The following is a 14,871-nucleotide window of genomic DNA, read 5'->3' on the forward strand; positions in this document are numbered from 1 at the left end:
CGACACTTGACAGAATGGTCGGGAATAACCGACCATTCGACTATGACCGACCAAACGGGATCTCCCGACCTTCTCGTCGACCCGCCCGCGGGTGACGCGGTGCCCGCGCGACAGTTCCCGGACTACGACCTGCCCGACGCACTCACTCTCGAGGACCCGGCGCAGTATCGCGCGCTCTTCGAGGACACCCGGCAGGCGATCATCACGCTCCTCAACGAGCGAGCTGCCACGGTCTCCGAGCTGGCAGGGGTGCTCGACAAGCCCAAGGGCACGATCGGGCACCACATGCAGGTGCTGGCCGACGCCGGGCTGGTTCGCGTGGTGCGGACCGAGAAGGTGCGGGCGCTCGAGGCGAAGTACTGGGGCCGCACGGCCCGGATCTTCTACTACCAGACCCTGGAGGCGGGGGACGCCCAACGACTGCTGGAGCGGTCGGCCGCGGAGGTGGGCCGGCTCGAGGCGAGCGCGCAGGAGGACCCCTTCATGGACGTCAACCGCCGGGACGTCCGGGTGCCCGCAGAACGCGCCCGGGAGTTCCGTGACCGCCTGGCGCGACTGCTGGTGGAGTTCGCCGACGAACCGCGGGCAGGGGACACGACGTATGCCGTGGTGTACGGAATCTTCCCCAGCTCGCTCGCCGCGCTGCCGGACCGAGGGGGCGAGGGGGCGTGACCCAGCACCGGAATCGCCCCGCACCACTGGGCGCCAACTACTGGAAACTGTTCACCGCCTCAACGATGACCAACCTCGGTGACGGCCTGATGGCCGTTGCCGTGGTCTGGCTCGCCTCGGCCCTGACCCGGGACCCAACGCTGATCGCCCTGGTCGGGCTCGCTTCCCGGTTGCCGTGGCTGCTCTTCTCGCTGCCGGCCGGGGTCATCACCGACCGGTTCGACCGGCGGGTCCTGGTGGCCTGGATGGACGTCCTGCGGGTCGTGATCATCGCCGGCTTCGCCGTGCTCGTGCTGCTCAACCAGGACGGTCTGCCCACCCCCGAGCAACTCGCCGCCGGCACCGTCCCGGCGCCGGACAACGGCGGACTGCTGCTCGGTGCGCTCTGTCTGGCGGCGCTGTTGCTGGGCTTCGCCGAGGTCGTCCGGGACAACGCGGCCCAGACGCTCATGGCCTCCGTCGTCGACAAGCCTCAGCTGGAGCGGGCCAACGGCCGGCTGTGGGGAGCCGAGACGGCGATGAACAACTTCGTGGGCCCACCGCTGGGTGGTGTCATCATCGCGGTCGCCCTGGCCCTCCCGTTCTTCCTGAACGCCGGGCTGCTGGCGGTCGGCGCCGCCCTGATCTTCGGGCTCACCGGCACCTTCCTGCCCAAGGGGCAGAGCACCAGCGGCAAGATCCAGTGGCGCGCCGAGATGGGGGAGGGGTTCCGCTGGCTGTGGAACAACCACCTCCTGCGGGCACTGGCGATCGTCCTCGGTGTGATGAACATGCTCTCGGCGCTGTCGATGATCATCATGGTGCTCTTCGTCCAGGAGATCCTGGGCCTCTACGAGGGCTGGCAGTTCGGCCTGGTCATCACCGGCACGGCGGTCGGCGCGGTCTTCGGCTCGCTGGTGGCGGACCGGATCTCGGCCCGCCTGAGTCCGGGCACGAGCCTGTTCGTCTCGATCATCGGCATGGGGGTGACGATGATCGTCATCGGACTGACGTCCTCGGCGGCGGTCGTGTGGGTGATGGGTGTGGTCAGCGGCCTGTTCGTCGTGCTCTGGAACGTCATCACCGTGTCGCTGCGGCAGCGGATCATCCCGGATCACCTGCTCGGCCGCGTCAACTCGGTCTATCGCTTCTTCGGCTGGGGCACCATCTCGATCGGCACCCTGCTCGGGGGCGTCCTGGTCTCGACGGGCGAGCCGTTCCTCGGCCGCGAGTGGGCCCTGCGGATGCCCTTCCTGATCGCCGGCGCCGCCACGATGCTGATGCTGATCGTGGCCCTGCCGCGCCTCAACACCCGCAAGATCGAGGAGGCTCAGGAAGCCGCGGCCCAGGCCGAACAGGCACAGGGCCCCGTGGAGGACTCCGCCCGCGATGTGGTGTGACCCACGGCCGACTCCGCGACCCGCAATTGGTGTGACGTGACCCGCGACCGTGAGTCGCAGAACGCCCGGCGCGGGCAGCGCCCCCACTCCAGGGCGCTGCCCGCCGTCTGCGGGGAGCAGGTCAGAGCTAGTGATGCCGCGGTCAGGTGTGGCGCGCGATCAGGGGAGCGCTCCGCATACGGGTGGTCGGCGTGGGGACGACCACCGCGGCACCCGGCACCTCACACATGCCGGGTGCCCGGCGCTCACTGGGCCGTGAACCGCTGCCGGTTGGCCTGCTCCACCAGGTCGTAGTCCTCACCGGCGGTCTTCAGCGCCACCGAGATCTCCTGCAACGAGGCGCGGACCTGCTCCTGCGTCGCACTCCACCGCTGGGTGATGTTGGCGAAGTTGCCGGCCGCGGCGCCGCGCCAGCAGTCCTGCAGCCCGTTGAGGCGCGCCATCATCGCGCGCACGTCTCCCTCGATCTGTGCCGAGATTCGCTGGATGTCGCCCGATGCCGCGGTGATCCGGGCGGTGTCGACCGCAAAGGTGTTGCTCATGGTCCCTCCCCTTCCTCGGGTGGCCCGACCCGTGCGGTCGGACCGATGCCTATGGAAGGTAGGCGGGATCGTCCAGGTCCCGCAGAAGTTGTCCACAAGGGTCGATCAGCGGGCACTGCGGGCAGTCGCCAGGAGCCGGGTGGCGGGTGGGAACCGGCAGAGCCGTGCGGGCGCTCAGTTCTGCCCGGTCGACACACCTGCGGTCGCGGCATCCGCGATCGCGCAGGCCAACTCGACAGGCTGGCTCCACATGGGCCAGTGGCCTGTGGGGAGGTCAACGGTCGTCAGGTCCTCCAGCCGGTTGACCTCAGTCATCAACGGATGCCCGTCTCGAGCCAACCGAAGGATCTCCTGGGCCGAGATCGAGGAACAGATCAGCGTGGTCGGCACCCGGAGCCGCGCGTCGTTGTCCAGGCGGATCGGGCGGCCGACCACCGGTCCGGGCTCGGGCACGGCGCGCTCTCGGAAGCGGTCAAGATGTGACGTTGAGAGGCCGGCCAACGAGGCCGTCTCGCCGAGAACGTCGAAGGGCGGGAGCGGCACCGACCGCTCGCCCTGCGCGGTGGGGTCGTAGACGAGCCCGTCGGCGGCCGGGCCGCTGTCCACGTAGATCACCCGAGAGACCATCGCAGGGTCCCGGTCCAGGGCCACCGAGGTGGCGAGGTTGCCGCCGCTGTGGGCCACCAGGACCACCGGCCCCGCTCGGCCTGCCTCGGCCACAACCGCGGCGAGTCCGTCGGCCTGGTCCTCAATGGTGGTGGTGGGGTCCCCTTGTCCCGGCTCACGGCCAGGCAGGGTCACGGCTTGGGCCGGGAAGCCTCGGTCGGCGAGCTCGGCGCCGACCTCGTCCCAGGCCCACGCGCCGAGCCAGAAGCCGGGAACCAGGACGAGGCTGGGTGTCATCGTGGTCGGGGTTGTCGACGTGTGTGGTGTGTTCATGAGGCCAGGCTGATGCGGGCGGAGGTCAACCGCATGTCACTATTGGTGACACCAATTTCCCGATGCGGAGGCGATCGAGCATGCGCCGCACTGAACGCCTGCACGCGCTGACCGAGGCGCTGCGTCGCACTGGTCCCCGGGGTCGGTCGGCCAGTGACCTCGCCCTGGAGTTCGGCGTCACCACGCGAACCATCAAGCGCGACCTGGGTGCCCTGGCCAGCTCCGGCCTGCCGGTCTGGAGCCGCCCGGGACCGGGCGGCGGCTACGGCCTCACCGAGCGAGCAGCGCTCCCACCCATCAACCTGGACGCCACCCAGGCCCTGGCGCTCCTGGCCGCATGCGCTGTGGCTGAGGGCGCGCCCTTCGACGACGCGGCACAGGCGGCGGTCCGCAAGGTGCTGGATGTGCTCGACCCAGCGACCCGACGTCGCGCCGAGGCCCTGACGGGACGGCTGTGGGTCGACCACCCGCCGGTCACACCACGCCGCATCCGGTCTGCGTGCGAGCAGGCACTCGCTGACCAGCACACGGTGCGGATCCGCTACGTGGCCGCGGACGGAGCAACCACCGACCGCGAGGTCGAGCCGATGATCCTCGCGCAGACCTCGGGTCGCTGGTTCCTGATCGGATGGTGCCGACTCCGCGACGCGGTGCGCTGGTTCGACCTGTCCCGGATCAGTCGTGCGACGACAACCCGGACGCCGTGCACAGGTCACGACATCAGCGAGATCGGTCAGCCCCCAGCGTCCGCCCGCGCCGTCGGACCGGGCGAGGTCGAGGGACTACGCTCACCCCGATGACCACCACGCGCTCGTTGCTGCTCTTCGCCCTGGCCGCCTTCCTGGAGATCGGGGGTGCCTGGCTGGTCTGGCAGGGCATCCGGGAGCACCGGGGGTGGCTGTGGATCGGGCTCGGGGTGATCGGCCTCGGTCTCTACGGGGTGGTGGCCACCCTCCAACCGGACGCGAACTTCGGACGGATCCTCGCGGCATACGGAGGGGTCTTCGTGGCCGGGTCGCTGGCCTGGGGCGTGGTCGTGGACGGCTTCCGGCCCGATCGTTACGACGTCGTCGGTGCCCTCATCTGCCTCGCCGGCGTGGCGGTCATCATGTATGCCCCGCGCGCGGTGGCCTGAGCCGCGGCACCGAGGACGGAGACCCGCGTGATCCTGATCGATCCGCCGACCTGGCCCGCCCATGGGCACCTCTGGTCGCACGTCATCAGTGACACCTCGCTGGAGGAACTGCATGCCTTCGCGCGGGAGGCCGGGATCCCGCAGCGTTCCTTCGAGGGCGACCACTATGACGTGCCCGACGAACGGCACAGCGAGGTGGTCGCGGCCGGGGCCGTCCCGGTCGGCAACCGTGAGCTGGCGCGTGTCCTCAGCGCCAGCGGGCTCCGGTTCCGCAAGCGGAAGGGGGAGCGGCCCCTGGCGCGCGTCGTCGACGGGCTGGCCGCGATCGGTGGACCGCACGTGCTCGACGTCGTCGGATCACCGCACGAGCCCCCGGCCACCGCCGGTGCCTCCGTCGTCCTGGTGGCCGACCCCTCCGACTGGATGGTGCTGGTGCGCAGCAACGGACGGGAGGTCTGGACCCCGCCAGGAGGCAAGCGTGAGGAGGGGGAGGCACCTCGGGAGGCCGCGGTCCGGGAGATCGCAGAGGAGACCGGCCTGCGGCTCGACCCGGCACGGCTGGTGCCGGTTGGCTATGAGCGGATCACGATTGCCGAGGGGCACCAGCGTGGGCCGTGGAGAGCCGGTGACAACCACATCGCCGTGTTCGGGGCGCGGGTCGGTGAGCGGCTGCCCGTTGTCCCGCAGGCCGCCGACGTCGTCGCGGCCGAGTGGGTCGACCGGGCCCCGCTGCTGCAGCGCTGCGCCGGTGAGCCGTGGTGGCCCCTCGTGGAGCGCTTCCTATCCCGGCCGTGAGCCCGACTGGCGCTAGCGCCGCAGGGCGGTGAGCTCAGCAGCCAGGTTCCTGCGCGCCCTGGCCTGCCACGTGGTGCGCGCGTGGGTGGTCCGATACAGCTGCTCGCGCTGGGCGAACTCAGCCAGGATCGAGGATCGTCCCTGCACGAACAGGTCGTCCGGCACGTGGGCATACTCCGCACGCACCTGAGCGGCGTACTCCGCGTAGCGCTCGGCCGGTGCGGACAGGATCCACAGGTCCGCGTCGTGCACCACCGACACGGTATGCCGACGGCTGGCTAGGACGGAGCCCGCACCGTCCGCGTCGTGGTCCAGGGTCATCAGCACCAGGGAATCGACCACGTCCACGTTGCCGCGTGCGACGCCCAGGGAGTTGAGGTGGTCGCGCGCCAGGGCGGCACTGCGGTGCTCGTTGCTGCCGCCCTCGGCACGGGCGTCGTAGACGGCGTCGTGATACCACCCTGCGACCCGCGCCAGCCGGGCGCCGACGGTGTCCACCTCCCCGGCCGTCGCCAGCTCTTCGATCGCCGCGATCACCTCGGCCAGGTGCTGCACCGTGTGATAGCGCCGCTGCGGCTCGGACCACCGAGCCAGGAGCAGGTCCACCTCGGCGGTGCGGAGTCGCTCTGGTGCCTCCGGGGCGAGGACCCGCAGGTCCGCGTGCCACGAGGCCAGTAACTGCGACTCCTGCTGCTCGTGCTGCTCATCGGGCCGGTGCTGCGGCTGGTCGGGCTGGAGGTGCGGATCGTCGGGCTGGTGCGATGGCTCGTCGGTCACAGCACCAGTCTGCCCGCTGGCGCCGGATCGGTAGTGCCGGACCTGCGTTCCAGCGCGCGACACGCCGCAGCGATGGGTGCACCGTGCGCGACACGCCGGTGAGGCGGGCCAGGGGCGGATGGGGCTGCGGGCAGCTGGGGCGGCGGGGGGATGGGGCGGCGGGCAGCTGGGGCTGCGGGCAGCTAGGGGCTGAGGGTTAAGGGCTGCGGGCGGCTAGGAGGCGGCGGCTAGCGGTGCGGGCGGTCAGGGCTGGTCCGCGCCCAGACGTGCCGGGAGCGGGTCGTCGTGCACGACGGTGAGGCCGGAGACGGCGCGGGTCAGCACGACGTAGAGCCGGCGCAAGCCAGTCCGCTCGTCCGGCTCCGCGGCGACGATCGCGGCCGGTTCCACCACGACGACCTGGTCGAACTCCAGGCCCTTGGCCAGGGTGGCCGGGACCAGTTGGACGCGCGGCTCGTGGAGGCCGGCCGAGTCTGCGTCCGGTGCATGGTCGGTGCCCTTGTCCGACCTCTTGCCCGAGCCCCTGTCCAGTGCCTTGTCCAGAGCCTTGGCCGGGGCACCAGTGGGGGCAGCAGCCTCTGGAACGGGGGTCACACCACCCAGGAGCGTGTGCTCGACGGCGGTCGCCTGCAGCACCCCGGCCACCGCAGCGAGGTCGGCATCGGCCACGATGACGCCCACCGTGCCCGGGGCGCCGTCGAGTGCCGAGCGGACGGCGGTCACCGTCGCCGGGAGCAGCTCACCGCCGGCGGGCACCAGCTCCAGCCGACCCCGGTTGGACCGGACCGACTCGGGCAGCGCGAGACCGGGCGCAATCTGTGGGAGGAGGCGAGCGGCATACTCGATCACCGAGGCTGGCACCCGGAACCCGCGGGTGAGCTCCTCCAGGTGAGAGCCCTCCTTGCCGAGATGCTCCAGTGACTCGGCCCACGACCTGGTGGCCCACGGCGTGGTGCCCTGGGCGAGGTCACCGAGCACGGTGAGCGAGCCGGTCGACGCGCGTCGCCCCACGGCCCGCAGCTGCATCGGGGACAGGTCCTGCGCCTCGTCCAGGATGATGTGCCCCAGGCTGCTCGTGCGCTCCAGGATGTCGCCGATCTCGTCCAGCAGCACCGTGTCGGCAGGCGTCCAGCGGGCCGCACCCTTGCTCCGGGGCGCTTTGTCCCACAGCAGGATCCGCTGCTCCTCCTCGGTCAGGATGCCGTCCGCGGCTGCGGCCAGTGACTGCGCGTCCGACCACAGCCCGAACAGCACCGCTGCCGGGTCGAGGGCGGGCCAGAGCACCTTGGCGCAGTCCTTCACCGGTTTGCTGCGCGCCACCGCGTCCTGCACCCGATCGTCCGGGGTGTCGCCGGACCGCTCCATCCGGACCAGCACGGCGTGCGCGAGGCGACGCGGCAGCATCTCCCGGGCCGCCTCATAGCGGACGCCCCGCGAGACGAGCTCGTCGAGGATCTCCTGGACGTCGAACTCCGGCACCCTCCAGCGACGAGAGCCACGCGGGACGATCAGCGACTCGCTGGCGCGCTGCACCCGTGCCCAGACCGCTCGGTGGAGCACCTGCGCGAGGCGGGCGTCTCCCTTGAGGGTGGCCACCCCTGCCGACTCGGTCCCGCGCGAGCGCCCGGTGAGCTCCTCCACCGTCGTGTGCCCGACCTCGATCTCCCCGAGGGTCGGCAGCACCGCTCCGACGTGCTCGAGGAAGGCCCGGTTGGGGCCGATGACGAGCACGCCGGTGCGGGAGAGGCGGTCGCGGAAGGAGTACAGCAACCAGGCGGCCCGGTGCAGGCCCACCGCGGTCTTGCCCGTCCCCGGGGCGCCCTGCACGCAGATGGTGGTCCCGACGTCGGCGCGCACGATCTCGTCCTGCTCGGGTTGGATGGTCGCCACGATGTCGCGCATCGGACCGGAGCGGGGCCGCTCGATCTCCCGCGCCAGGATCTCGCTGTGCCCGGTGTCGGCGACGTCGCCCACCCGCGGTGCGGTGAGGTGCTCGTCCTCGTATGCCGTCAGCTGGCCGCGGTCGACCCCGAACCGGCGGCGCAGGGTGACTCCCATCGGCTCGCGCGGTGAGGCCCGGTAAAAGGGGGTGGAGACGTCAGCGCGCCAGTCGACCACGACCGGCTCTCCCTCGGCGTCAGAGATGTGGCGTCGGCCGATGTAGTGCCGCTCGGGCTCATGAGGTCCGCCGGCGCCGGTGTCGATGCGACCGAAGAACAGGGTGCTGGTCGGGTCGTCCTGGAGTGACTGGGCGCGCCGCCAGAGGGTGTAGGCGAGGTACTCACCGGCGATCTTGTCGCCGGCCTGGGCCTGGAGACCGAGGGTGTGCTCGCGCATGCGGGCCATCTCGCCTCGGGCGAGGGTCAGGTAGTCCTGTTCACTGGCCAGCTCGGGGTCGGTCGCGTGCCGGAGTGGGGCGGCAGGGTCCGCCCCCGTATCTGGAGGGTGGGCGTGCTTGGGCATGGGGTGGCCACCTCGAATCGGAGGGGGGACGGGGAGAAAGCGACCCTAACCGATTCGAGGTGGCCAGAACAGGGGCTGGGCGGTGTTAGTTGTCCGCCCGGGCGTCGAGGGTCACGGTCATCGTGTCCTTCGAGCCGTCGCGGATGTAGGTCAGCTCGATCTCGTCGCCCGCGGTGCGCTGGCGGACCTGGGCGACCAGTGCCAGGGAACCGTTGACCCGCTCGCCGTCGATCTGGGTGACCGCATCTCCCTCCTGGAGGCCGGCCTTGTCGGCGGGGGAGCCCGGCTCCACCTTGCTGATGCCTGCGGCGTGCAGGGTGGCGCCGTCCTGCTCGGCCTCGGCGTCGGTGATGCCAACGCCGAGGAAGGCGTGCTCCGCGGTGCCGTCCTCGATGAGCTGGCCGACGATCGAGGAGACCTCGCCGACCGGGATCGCGAAACCGATGCCGATGTTCCCGCCCTGTCCGCCCATGGCGCTGCCCATGGTGGCGATGGAGGAGTTGATGCCGATCAGTGCGCCGTTGCCGTCCACCAGGGCGCCGCCGGAGTTGCCCGGGTTGATGGCGGCGCTGGTCTGGATGGCGTTGGTCACGACCGGTTCGGCCTGTTGCATGGCACCCGGCTGGGCGCCGCCCTCGTTCGCGGCCTCCGTCGTGACGGGGCGGTCCAGCGCGCTGACGATGCCGGTGGTCACGGTGCCGCTGAGGCCCAGGGGGTTGCCGATGGCCATGACCGGGTCCCCGACGGCAAGGTTCTCGTCGTCGCCGACCGAGATCGGGTGCAGGTCGTCCGGTGGGGTCGCGAGGGTGAGCACGGCGAGGTCGGTGGACGGGTCGCTCCCGGCGACCTCCGCATCATAGGAGCGGCCGTCGGCCAGCGTGACCTGGACCTGCTCGGCCCCCGCGACCACATGGGCGTTGGTGACGATGTGTCCCTCCTCGTCCCACACGACGCCGGAGCCCGCGCCGCCACCGGCGCCGGACTGGACGCTGATCGCGACGACACTGGGGGTGACGTTGGAGGCCACGCCGCCCCAGTCGGTGGTCGGGGAGTAGGACGCCTGGCTCGCGCTGGGGTTCGACGTGTTCGCCGCGGCGTCCAGGACGACTGGCTGCTCGTCCTCACTGGCCTGCACCACGGCATACGTCCCACCCGAGGCGAGGATCGCCGAGAGCAGACCCACCGCCGTGACCTGGGTCCAGATGGTCGCGTTCGTCTTGCTCATCGTCCTGCTCCTTCATCGCGTGCAAAGGGCCCCGTGGGGATAGTCCTAGGGAACTACACGGACATCGGAGGAGGCTGGGACAGTGCTGCGCATTCCCTGTGAACGCTCCCTCGTGTTGAACCGGAGGGCCGGGGTGGTGTCGATGTGGGGCGGGTTCGTCCGTCATGGGGGTGAGGTCGCGACCGCGGCCCGGGCCGACGAGCGGTGTCGGCCCCGAGCAGAGAGGATCAAGGCATGACCGAATACATGGTGGTGATCGTGGGGGACGCTGACCGGTGGTGGTCCACGATGAGCCGACAGGAGCGCGAGGACGGCTACGCGGAGTACACCCGCTTCGGCGAGGAGCTCACGAGGCGGGGCCACCGGATCACCGGTGGAGCAGAGCTGCACCCGACGACGGAGGCCCGCAGGGTTCACCCGGGTGGTCAGAGCATCACGGACGGACCGTTCACCGAGACGGCCGAGCAGGTGGGTGGCTTCTACCTGGTCGAGACCGACAACCTGGACGACCTGACCGAGTGCTGCAGGATCATCGCGGCCCTGGGCGACACCGTCGAGATCCGGCGGACAGTGTCGCCGGAGGACCGTGCGGCCTCAGCGGGGGAGCAGGCCTCATGAAGTACGTCGTCCTCCTCCTCGCCGACGGTGCAGAGAAGCCGTGGGAGCAGTTGACGCCTGAGGAACAGACCGAGACGATGGCGAAGTTCGGGGCCTTCGATGAGGCGTGTGCCGCCCGCGAGGGGGTGCGCATCCTGGCCGGTGAGGCACTGCAGGACGGGGTGGCCGCCGCCACGGTGCGCACCGTCGAGGGCCAGATCGCCGTGACCGACGGACCGTATGCCGAGGCCGTTGAGGGTCTCGGTGGTTTCTATCTGATCGAGGTGCCCGACCGCGATGTCCTGGTCGAGTTGCTACGTGAGCTCCCGGCATACGACATGCAGATCAACCCGGTGGAGGAGATGACGCCGTGAGGCGCTATCTGGTCCTGATCGCCTACGAGCCGTGGGACTGGAGTAGCGCCTCGGAAGAGGTACGTGCCACCTTCTTCGAGCAGCACGGGGCGTTCTCCGCCTTCGTCGCCGAGCACGGTCGTGAGCTGGCGAGCGCGGCCCTGGATGACACCGACACGGCGACGACGGTGCGCCATATCGACGGTGAGGTCGTGGTCTCCGACGGTCCGTTCGCCGAGGCCGCCGAGATGATCGGCGGCTACTACGAGGTCGAGCTGCCAGACCTGGACACCGCCATCGAGGCGGTGCAGCTGCTGCCGCCGTCCTACTCCCTCGAGATCCGGCCGGTCATCGCCATCACATGAGCCTGATCGGATGAGTGGGGAAGCGCTCGAGCAGGTGGTGCGCGAGGAGTGGGGGCGGCTGGTCGCCCTGCTCCTCGCGCGCTACCGTCGGCTGGACCTGGTCGAGGATGCCCTCGGCGACGCCGTCGAGGCCGCGGCACGCACCTGGCCGGCAGATGGTGTGCCGGACAACCCGGCGGGCTGGCTCAATCGGGCGGCCAGTCGCCGGCTCCTGGACCGGTTGCGGGCCGAGGCGATGCGGCAGCGCAGGGCCCCGCTGCTGGTGACCGAGGCCGAGCGCGGGCAGGAACGGGCGACGGCGATGGCCGACACCGGCGACCTGGTCGAGGATGACCTGCTGCGATTGGTCCTGATGTGCACGCACCCGGCGCTCGGTGCCGAGGCGGCCAGCGCCCTGGCGCTGCGGCTCGTCCTGGGCGTGAGCACCTATGACGTCGCCCGGCTCTTCCTCGTGTCGGAGTCCACCATGGCGGCCCGAATCACTCGGGCCAAGAAGAAGATCGTTGCGGCCGGCATCCCGTTCGCCGTGCCCCGCGCCGATGCCCTCCCGGATCGGCTCGACACCGTGGCGCAAACGGCTTATCTCGCCTTCACCGCCGGCTACGCCCCCGGCAGCGGTCCCGACCTCCTGCGGGCCGATCTGGCCGGGGAGTCCATCCGCCTGGTGCGGGTGGTGCTGGCGCAACGTCCCACCGAACCCGTGCTCATCGCGCTGCTCGCCCTGATGCTCCTGCAGCACTCCCGCCGGGACGCCCGGGCCGGAGCCGACGGTCAACTGGTGCTCCTGGCGGACCAGGACCGGACCCGGTGGCACCGCGACGACATCACCGAGGCGCTCGGCCTGCTGCGCTCGCTGGGGCCCGCGCGGAGAATGACACCACAGGGCGCTGCCTATGTGCTGCAGGCCCGGATCGCGGCCGAGCACGCCACGGTCGAGACAGCCTCCAACACTCGGTGGGACCGGATCGTGCGGCACTACGATCTGCTCCTGCAGATCGCGCCCACCCCCGCGGCACGGGTGGCCCGGGCCGTCGCGCTGGCTGAGGCGCAGGGGCCGGAGGCCGGACTGGCGGCGCTGGAGTCGGTGAGCGTGCCGGGCAGCCACCGCCCAGCGGCAGTCCGCGCCGAGCTCCTGGTCAGAGCGGGAAGGGTGGACCAGGCGCGGACGGCCTACGAGGAGGCGCTCACCCTGTGTCGCAACGAGACCGAGCTCAGTTATCTTCGCCGTCGCCTGGTTGACCTGTCGGGCCCGGCGCACGAGGTGCCTGGCGCGGCAGCTCCACCCGGAACGTCGCGCCGCCGCCGGCGGTCGGGCGGTGGCTGACGACCCCGCCGTGGCGGGCCACGATCGAGGCCACGATCGACAGTCCCAGGCCCGTGCCACCGCCCCGGCCGGGGCCGCGCGTGCGAGACGGGTCCGCCCGGTAGAAGCGCTCGAAGACGCGTTGCGCCGCCTCGGGAGAGATGCCGGGGCCGTGGTCTGCGACCTCCACCACCGCCCTGCTGTCGGTCTGCCCCACGAAGATATCCACGGGACTGTCGGCCGGGGTGTGGGAGACGGCGTTGGCGACGAGGTTGGTGAGCACCTGACGCAGCGCGAAGTCGTCACCCGGGACGATCACCGAGCCGTTGGCCGTGCCGTAGCGGTGCAGCGCGATGGGGCGTCCCGGGGCACGCACTCGGGCGTCCTGCACGACGTCGTTGGCCACGACCATCAGGTCGACGTCATCGTGCGGGCGGTGGGGGGTGGTGTCGAGGCGGGTGAGGAGCAGCAGGTCCTCGACGAGGCGTGCCATGCGCGAGGACTCGTCCTCCACCCGTCGGAAGGCCGAGGCAACATCCTCGGGATCGGTCACGCCACCGACGCGGTAGAGCTCGGCATAGCCCTTGACAGTGGCCAGTGGGGTGCGCAGTTCGTGGGAGGCGTCGGCCACGAACTGCCGCATGCGGGCCTCGGAGGCCTCGCGCACCGTGAAGGCCTGCTCGATCTGCGCGAGCATGGCGTTGAGTGAGTCGGACAGGGAGGCGACCTCGTCGTTGGCCTGGCGCTCGGGGATGCGTCGGGTCAGGTCGCCGGTCGCGATCGCCGCCGCTGTGTCCTCGATGCGGGTCAGCGGCCGGAAGGCTCGTCGCACCGCGAACCAGCCCAGCAGGGCAACGGCCAGCAGGGTGGTGAGGCCGACGACGGCCGTCAGCACGAGCAACTGCTTGACCGTATTGGTGACAGGGGACAGTGGGAGGGCGACGGCGACCGTGCCGTTGCCGCTGTCGCTGGAGTAGGGGCTGAGCAGCACCCGCCACTCCAGGTCGCCGTCCTGGGAGCTGGCGGTGAAAGGGCCCTCGCCGATGCGCTCGTCATCTATCAGCACCGTCCCGATGTCTGGGACCTGCTCGCGGTCCAGAGCCGTGAACTGGACGGCTGATCCGTCAGCCGCCGTGATGCGCAGATAGTAGGGATTGGGGGGCACCACGGCGTCCGAGGGTCGGCCGCTCAACTGTGACCAGGCCTGCTGGGTCAACGGGGTGATGTAGGCATCCAGGTCGTTGTCTGTGCGGTCCGTCAGGTAGTCACGCAGCAGGGTCGCGGTCAGCGCCGTCGTGATGACATAGGCGACCAGCACCAGGGCCACGACCACCGTCACCAACCGCGCCGTCAGCGACAGGTTGTGCAGCCGCGTGACGGCAGACCGGCGGGAGGAGCCGATCCACCCCACGGGGTCAGGCGCTCTCGGGATCGCGGGGCTCCCGCAGGACGTAGCCGACGCCCCGCTTGGTGTGGATCAGCGGCTCGCCCTCGGTGTCGACCTTGCGGCGCAGGTAGGAGATGTAGGACTCCACGATCCCCATCTCACCACGGAAGTCGTAGTCCCAGACATGGTCCAGGATCTGGGCCTTGGACAACACCCGGTTGGCGTTGAGCATCAGATAGCGCAACAGCTTGAACTCCGTGGGGGAGACGTCGATGACGCGGCCCGCACGGATGACCTCGTGGCGGTCCTCGTCGAGCTCCAGGTCGGCCACGCGCAGCGTGGTCTCCTCGTCCTCGGGCTCGATGTTCTGGGTGCGGCGCAGCACCGCCCGGATCCGGGCCACGACCTCCTCGAGGCTGAACGGTTTGGTGACGTAGTCGTCACCGCCAACGGTGAGCCCCTTGACCTTGTCGTCCAGGCTGTCCCGTGCGGTGAGGAACAGGACGGGTAGGTCGCGGCCGTGATCGCGCAGCCGGCGGGTGACGGTGAAACCGTCCATGTCGGGCAACATGACGTCCATCACGGCCAGGTCGATCTCGTGCTCCTCGGCCAGCCGCATCGCCGTGGCGCCATCCGGTGCAGCATGGACCTCGAAGCCCGCGAACTTCAGGCTCGTAGTGAGCAGCTCACGGATGTTGGTCTCGTCCTCGACAACGAGCAGGGTGGCCTCGGGTGCAGTCATCCCCCCAGTGTGTGACCGATCCCTGAGAACTTCCTGACAGACCCCTGGGGTCTGTGAACCTGGACGCACCACCCAGCTCGGAAGGGCACGCGACTGGTGGTCGCGTTCCGGGTGTTGATCCAGCGCCCCATCCAGCCGAACGTCGACCAGCCGGCCCCACGGGTGGGTGTCGATGTCGGCGTGCGGGTCCTCGCCAC

The 14,871-nt window shown here is 70.6% G+C and carries 16 protein-coding genes; 9 read left to right on the plus strand and 7 right to left on the minus strand.

Translation table 11 applies throughout. The features are described from left to right. Positions 1–42 precede the first annotated feature (42 nt). Positions 43–672 carry a winged helix-turn-helix domain-containing protein gene (locus DPQ65_RS01970; protein WP_114905708.1) on the plus strand — a complete coding sequence of 210 codons (630 nt, stop codon included), beginning with the start codon at positions 43–45 and terminating at the stop codon, positions 670–672. After that, the gene (locus DPQ65_RS01975; protein WP_202862970.1) at positions 669–2,051 is read left to right on the plus strand and encodes an MFS transporter; all 1,383 of its coding nucleotides are present in this window, start codon (positions 669–671) and stop codon (positions 2,049–2,051) included. The genes DPQ65_RS01970 and DPQ65_RS01975 overlap by 4 nt, the downstream gene beginning before the upstream one ends. A gap of 245 nt (positions 2,052–2,296) precedes the next feature. Here the strand turns inward: DPQ65_RS01975 and DPQ65_RS01980 are convergent, their stop codons facing one another. Both DPQ65_RS01980 and DPQ65_RS01985 read right to left on the minus strand, forming a co-directional pair. Continuing rightward, positions 2,297–2,593, minus strand: a complete 297-nt coding sequence (locus tag DPQ65_RS01980) for a WXG100 family type VII secretion target (RefSeq protein WP_114905709.1) — start codon at positions 2,591–2,593, stop codon at positions 2,297–2,299. Between the two features lie 174 nt (positions 2,594–2,767). Further along, entirely contained in the window at positions 2,768–3,532 is a 765-nt protein-coding gene (locus DPQ65_RS01985; protein WP_114905710.1) for an alpha/beta fold hydrolase, read from the minus strand. A gap of 80 nt (positions 3,533–3,612) precedes the next feature. Between DPQ65_RS01985 and DPQ65_RS01990 the strand changes: the two genes are divergently transcribed. From DPQ65_RS01990 to DPQ65_RS02000, 3 genes are read left to right on the plus strand one after another with little or no spacing between them, the layout of a single operon-like run. Next, a complete protein-coding gene (locus DPQ65_RS01990) occupies positions 3,613–4,332 on the plus strand; it encodes a helix-turn-helix transcriptional regulator (RefSeq protein WP_114905711.1) in 720 nt (239 codons plus the stop codon). Beyond that, positions 4,329–4,667, plus strand: a complete 339-nt coding sequence (locus DPQ65_RS01995; RefSeq protein ID WP_114905712.1) for a YnfA family protein — start codon at positions 4,329–4,331, stop codon at positions 4,665–4,667. The genes DPQ65_RS01990 and DPQ65_RS01995 overlap by 4 nt, the downstream gene beginning before the upstream one ends. Positions 4,668–4,694: 27 nt before the next feature. Next, on the plus strand, positions 4,695–5,462 hold the full coding sequence (locus DPQ65_RS02000; RefSeq protein ID WP_114905713.1) for a DUF4031 domain-containing protein: 768 nt from the start codon (positions 4,695–4,697) through the stop codon (positions 5,460–5,462). Between the two features lie 12 nt (positions 5,463–5,474). Here DPQ65_RS02000 and DPQ65_RS02005 read toward each other — a convergent pair whose 3' ends face one another. The 3 genes from DPQ65_RS02005 to DPQ65_RS02015 all read right to left on the minus strand — a co-directional run bounded on the left by DPQ65_RS02005 (position 5,475) and on the right by DPQ65_RS02015 (position 9,927). Beyond that, positions 5,475–6,239 carry an HD domain-containing protein gene (locus DPQ65_RS02005; protein ID WP_114905714.1) on the minus strand — a complete coding sequence of 255 codons (765 nt, stop codon included), beginning with the start codon at positions 6,237–6,239 and terminating at the stop codon, positions 5,475–5,477. A gap of 243 nt (positions 6,240–6,482) precedes the next feature. Then, positions 6,483–8,702, minus strand: coding sequence for a HelD family protein (locus DPQ65_RS02010; protein ID WP_114905715.1), 2,220 nt, complete (start codon positions 8,700–8,702; stop codon positions 6,483–6,485). Between the two features lie 85 nt (positions 8,703–8,787). After that, positions 8,788–9,927: a S1C family serine protease gene (locus tag DPQ65_RS02015; RefSeq protein ID WP_114905716.1), complete on the minus strand. Its 1,140-nt coding sequence runs from the start codon at positions 9,925–9,927 to the stop codon at positions 8,788–8,790. Between the two features lie 234 nt (positions 9,928–10,161). On the opposite strand from DPQ65_RS02015, the gene DPQ65_RS02020 reads away from it, so the two are divergent. The 4 genes from DPQ65_RS02020 to DPQ65_RS02035 are packed head-to-tail and all read left to right on the plus strand — an operon-like array spanning position 10,162 to position 12,566. Beyond that, complete coding sequence (locus tag DPQ65_RS02020; RefSeq protein ID WP_114905717.1) at positions 10,162–10,545, plus strand: YciI family protein; 384 nt, start codon at positions 10,162–10,164, stop codon at positions 10,543–10,545. Next, positions 10,542–10,898 (plus strand): YciI family protein, encoded by a 357-nt coding sequence (locus DPQ65_RS02025; protein WP_114905718.1) that lies wholly within the window; start codon positions 10,542–10,544, stop codon positions 10,896–10,898. Before DPQ65_RS02020 ends, DPQ65_RS02025 begins: the two co-directional genes overlap by 4 nt. Next, entirely contained in the window at positions 10,895–11,242 is a 348-nt protein-coding gene (locus tag DPQ65_RS02030) for a YciI family protein (RefSeq protein ID WP_114905719.1), read from the plus strand. The genes DPQ65_RS02025 and DPQ65_RS02030 overlap by 4 nt, the downstream gene beginning before the upstream one ends. A 10-nt stretch (positions 11,243–11,252) precedes the next feature. After that, complete coding sequence (locus tag DPQ65_RS02035) at positions 11,253–12,566, plus strand: RNA polymerase sigma factor (RefSeq protein WP_238146619.1); 1,314 nt, start codon at positions 11,253–11,255, stop codon at positions 12,564–12,566. Here DPQ65_RS02035 and DPQ65_RS02040 read toward each other — a convergent pair. Together DPQ65_RS02040 and DPQ65_RS02045 are read right to left on the minus strand one after the other, a co-directional pair. Next, the gene (locus DPQ65_RS02040; protein WP_238146620.1) at positions 12,454–13,956 is read right to left on the minus strand and encodes a sensor histidine kinase; all 1,503 of its coding nucleotides are present in this window, start codon (positions 13,954–13,956) and stop codon (positions 12,454–12,456) included. The two genes, DPQ65_RS02035 and DPQ65_RS02040, sit on opposite strands and share 113 nt — an antisense overlap. A 4-nt stretch (positions 13,957–13,960) precedes the next feature. Beyond that, the gene (locus DPQ65_RS02045) at positions 13,961–14,674 is read right to left on the minus strand and encodes a response regulator transcription factor (protein ID WP_114905720.1); all 714 of its coding nucleotides are present in this window, start codon (positions 14,672–14,674) and stop codon (positions 13,961–13,963) included. Positions 14,675–14,871: the final 197 nt, after the last annotated feature.

Source organism: Ornithinimicrobium murale, from assembly GCF_003352835.1.
Lineage (GTDB): Bacteria > Actinomycetota > Actinomycetes > Actinomycetales > Dermatophilaceae > Ornithinicoccus > Ornithinicoccus muralis.

Coding starts and splice junctions, on each gene's coding strand:
- DPQ65_RS01970 (WP_114905708.1), top strand. CDS start 43: ATGACCGACCAAACGGGATCTCCCGACCTTCTCGTCGACCCGCCCGCG.
- DPQ65_RS01980 (WP_114905709.1), bottom strand. CDS start 2,593: ATGAGCAACACCTTTGCGGTCGACACCGCCCGGATCACCGCGGCATCG.
- DPQ65_RS01985 (WP_114905710.1), bottom strand. CDS start 3,532: ATGAACACACCACACACGTCGACAACCCCGACCACGATGACACCCAGC.
- DPQ65_RS01990 (WP_114905711.1), top strand. CDS start 3,613: ATGCGCCGCACTGAACGCCTGCACGCGCTGACCGAGGCGCTGCGTCGC.
- DPQ65_RS01995 (WP_114905712.1), top strand. CDS start 4,329: ATGACCACCACGCGCTCGTTGCTGCTCTTCGCCCTGGCCGCCTTCCTG.
- DPQ65_RS02010 (WP_114905715.1), bottom strand. CDS start 8,702: ATGCCCAAGCACGCCCACCCTCCAGATACGGGGGCGGACCCTGCCGCC.
- DPQ65_RS02015 (WP_114905716.1), bottom strand. CDS start 9,927: ATGAGCAAGACGAACGCGACCATCTGGACCCAGGTCACGGCGGTGGGT.
- DPQ65_RS02020 (WP_114905717.1), top strand. CDS start 10,162: ATGACCGAATACATGGTGGTGATCGTGGGGGACGCTGACCGGTGGTGG.
- DPQ65_RS02025 (WP_114905718.1), top strand. CDS start 10,542: ATGAAGTACGTCGTCCTCCTCCTCGCCGACGGTGCAGAGAAGCCGTGG.
- DPQ65_RS02035 (WP_238146619.1), top strand. CDS start 11,253: ATGAGTGGGGAAGCGCTCGAGCAGGTGGTGCGCGAGGAGTGGGGGCGG.
- DPQ65_RS02045 (WP_114905720.1), bottom strand. CDS start 14,674: ATGACTGCACCCGAGGCCACCCTGCTCGTTGTCGAGGACGAGACCAAC.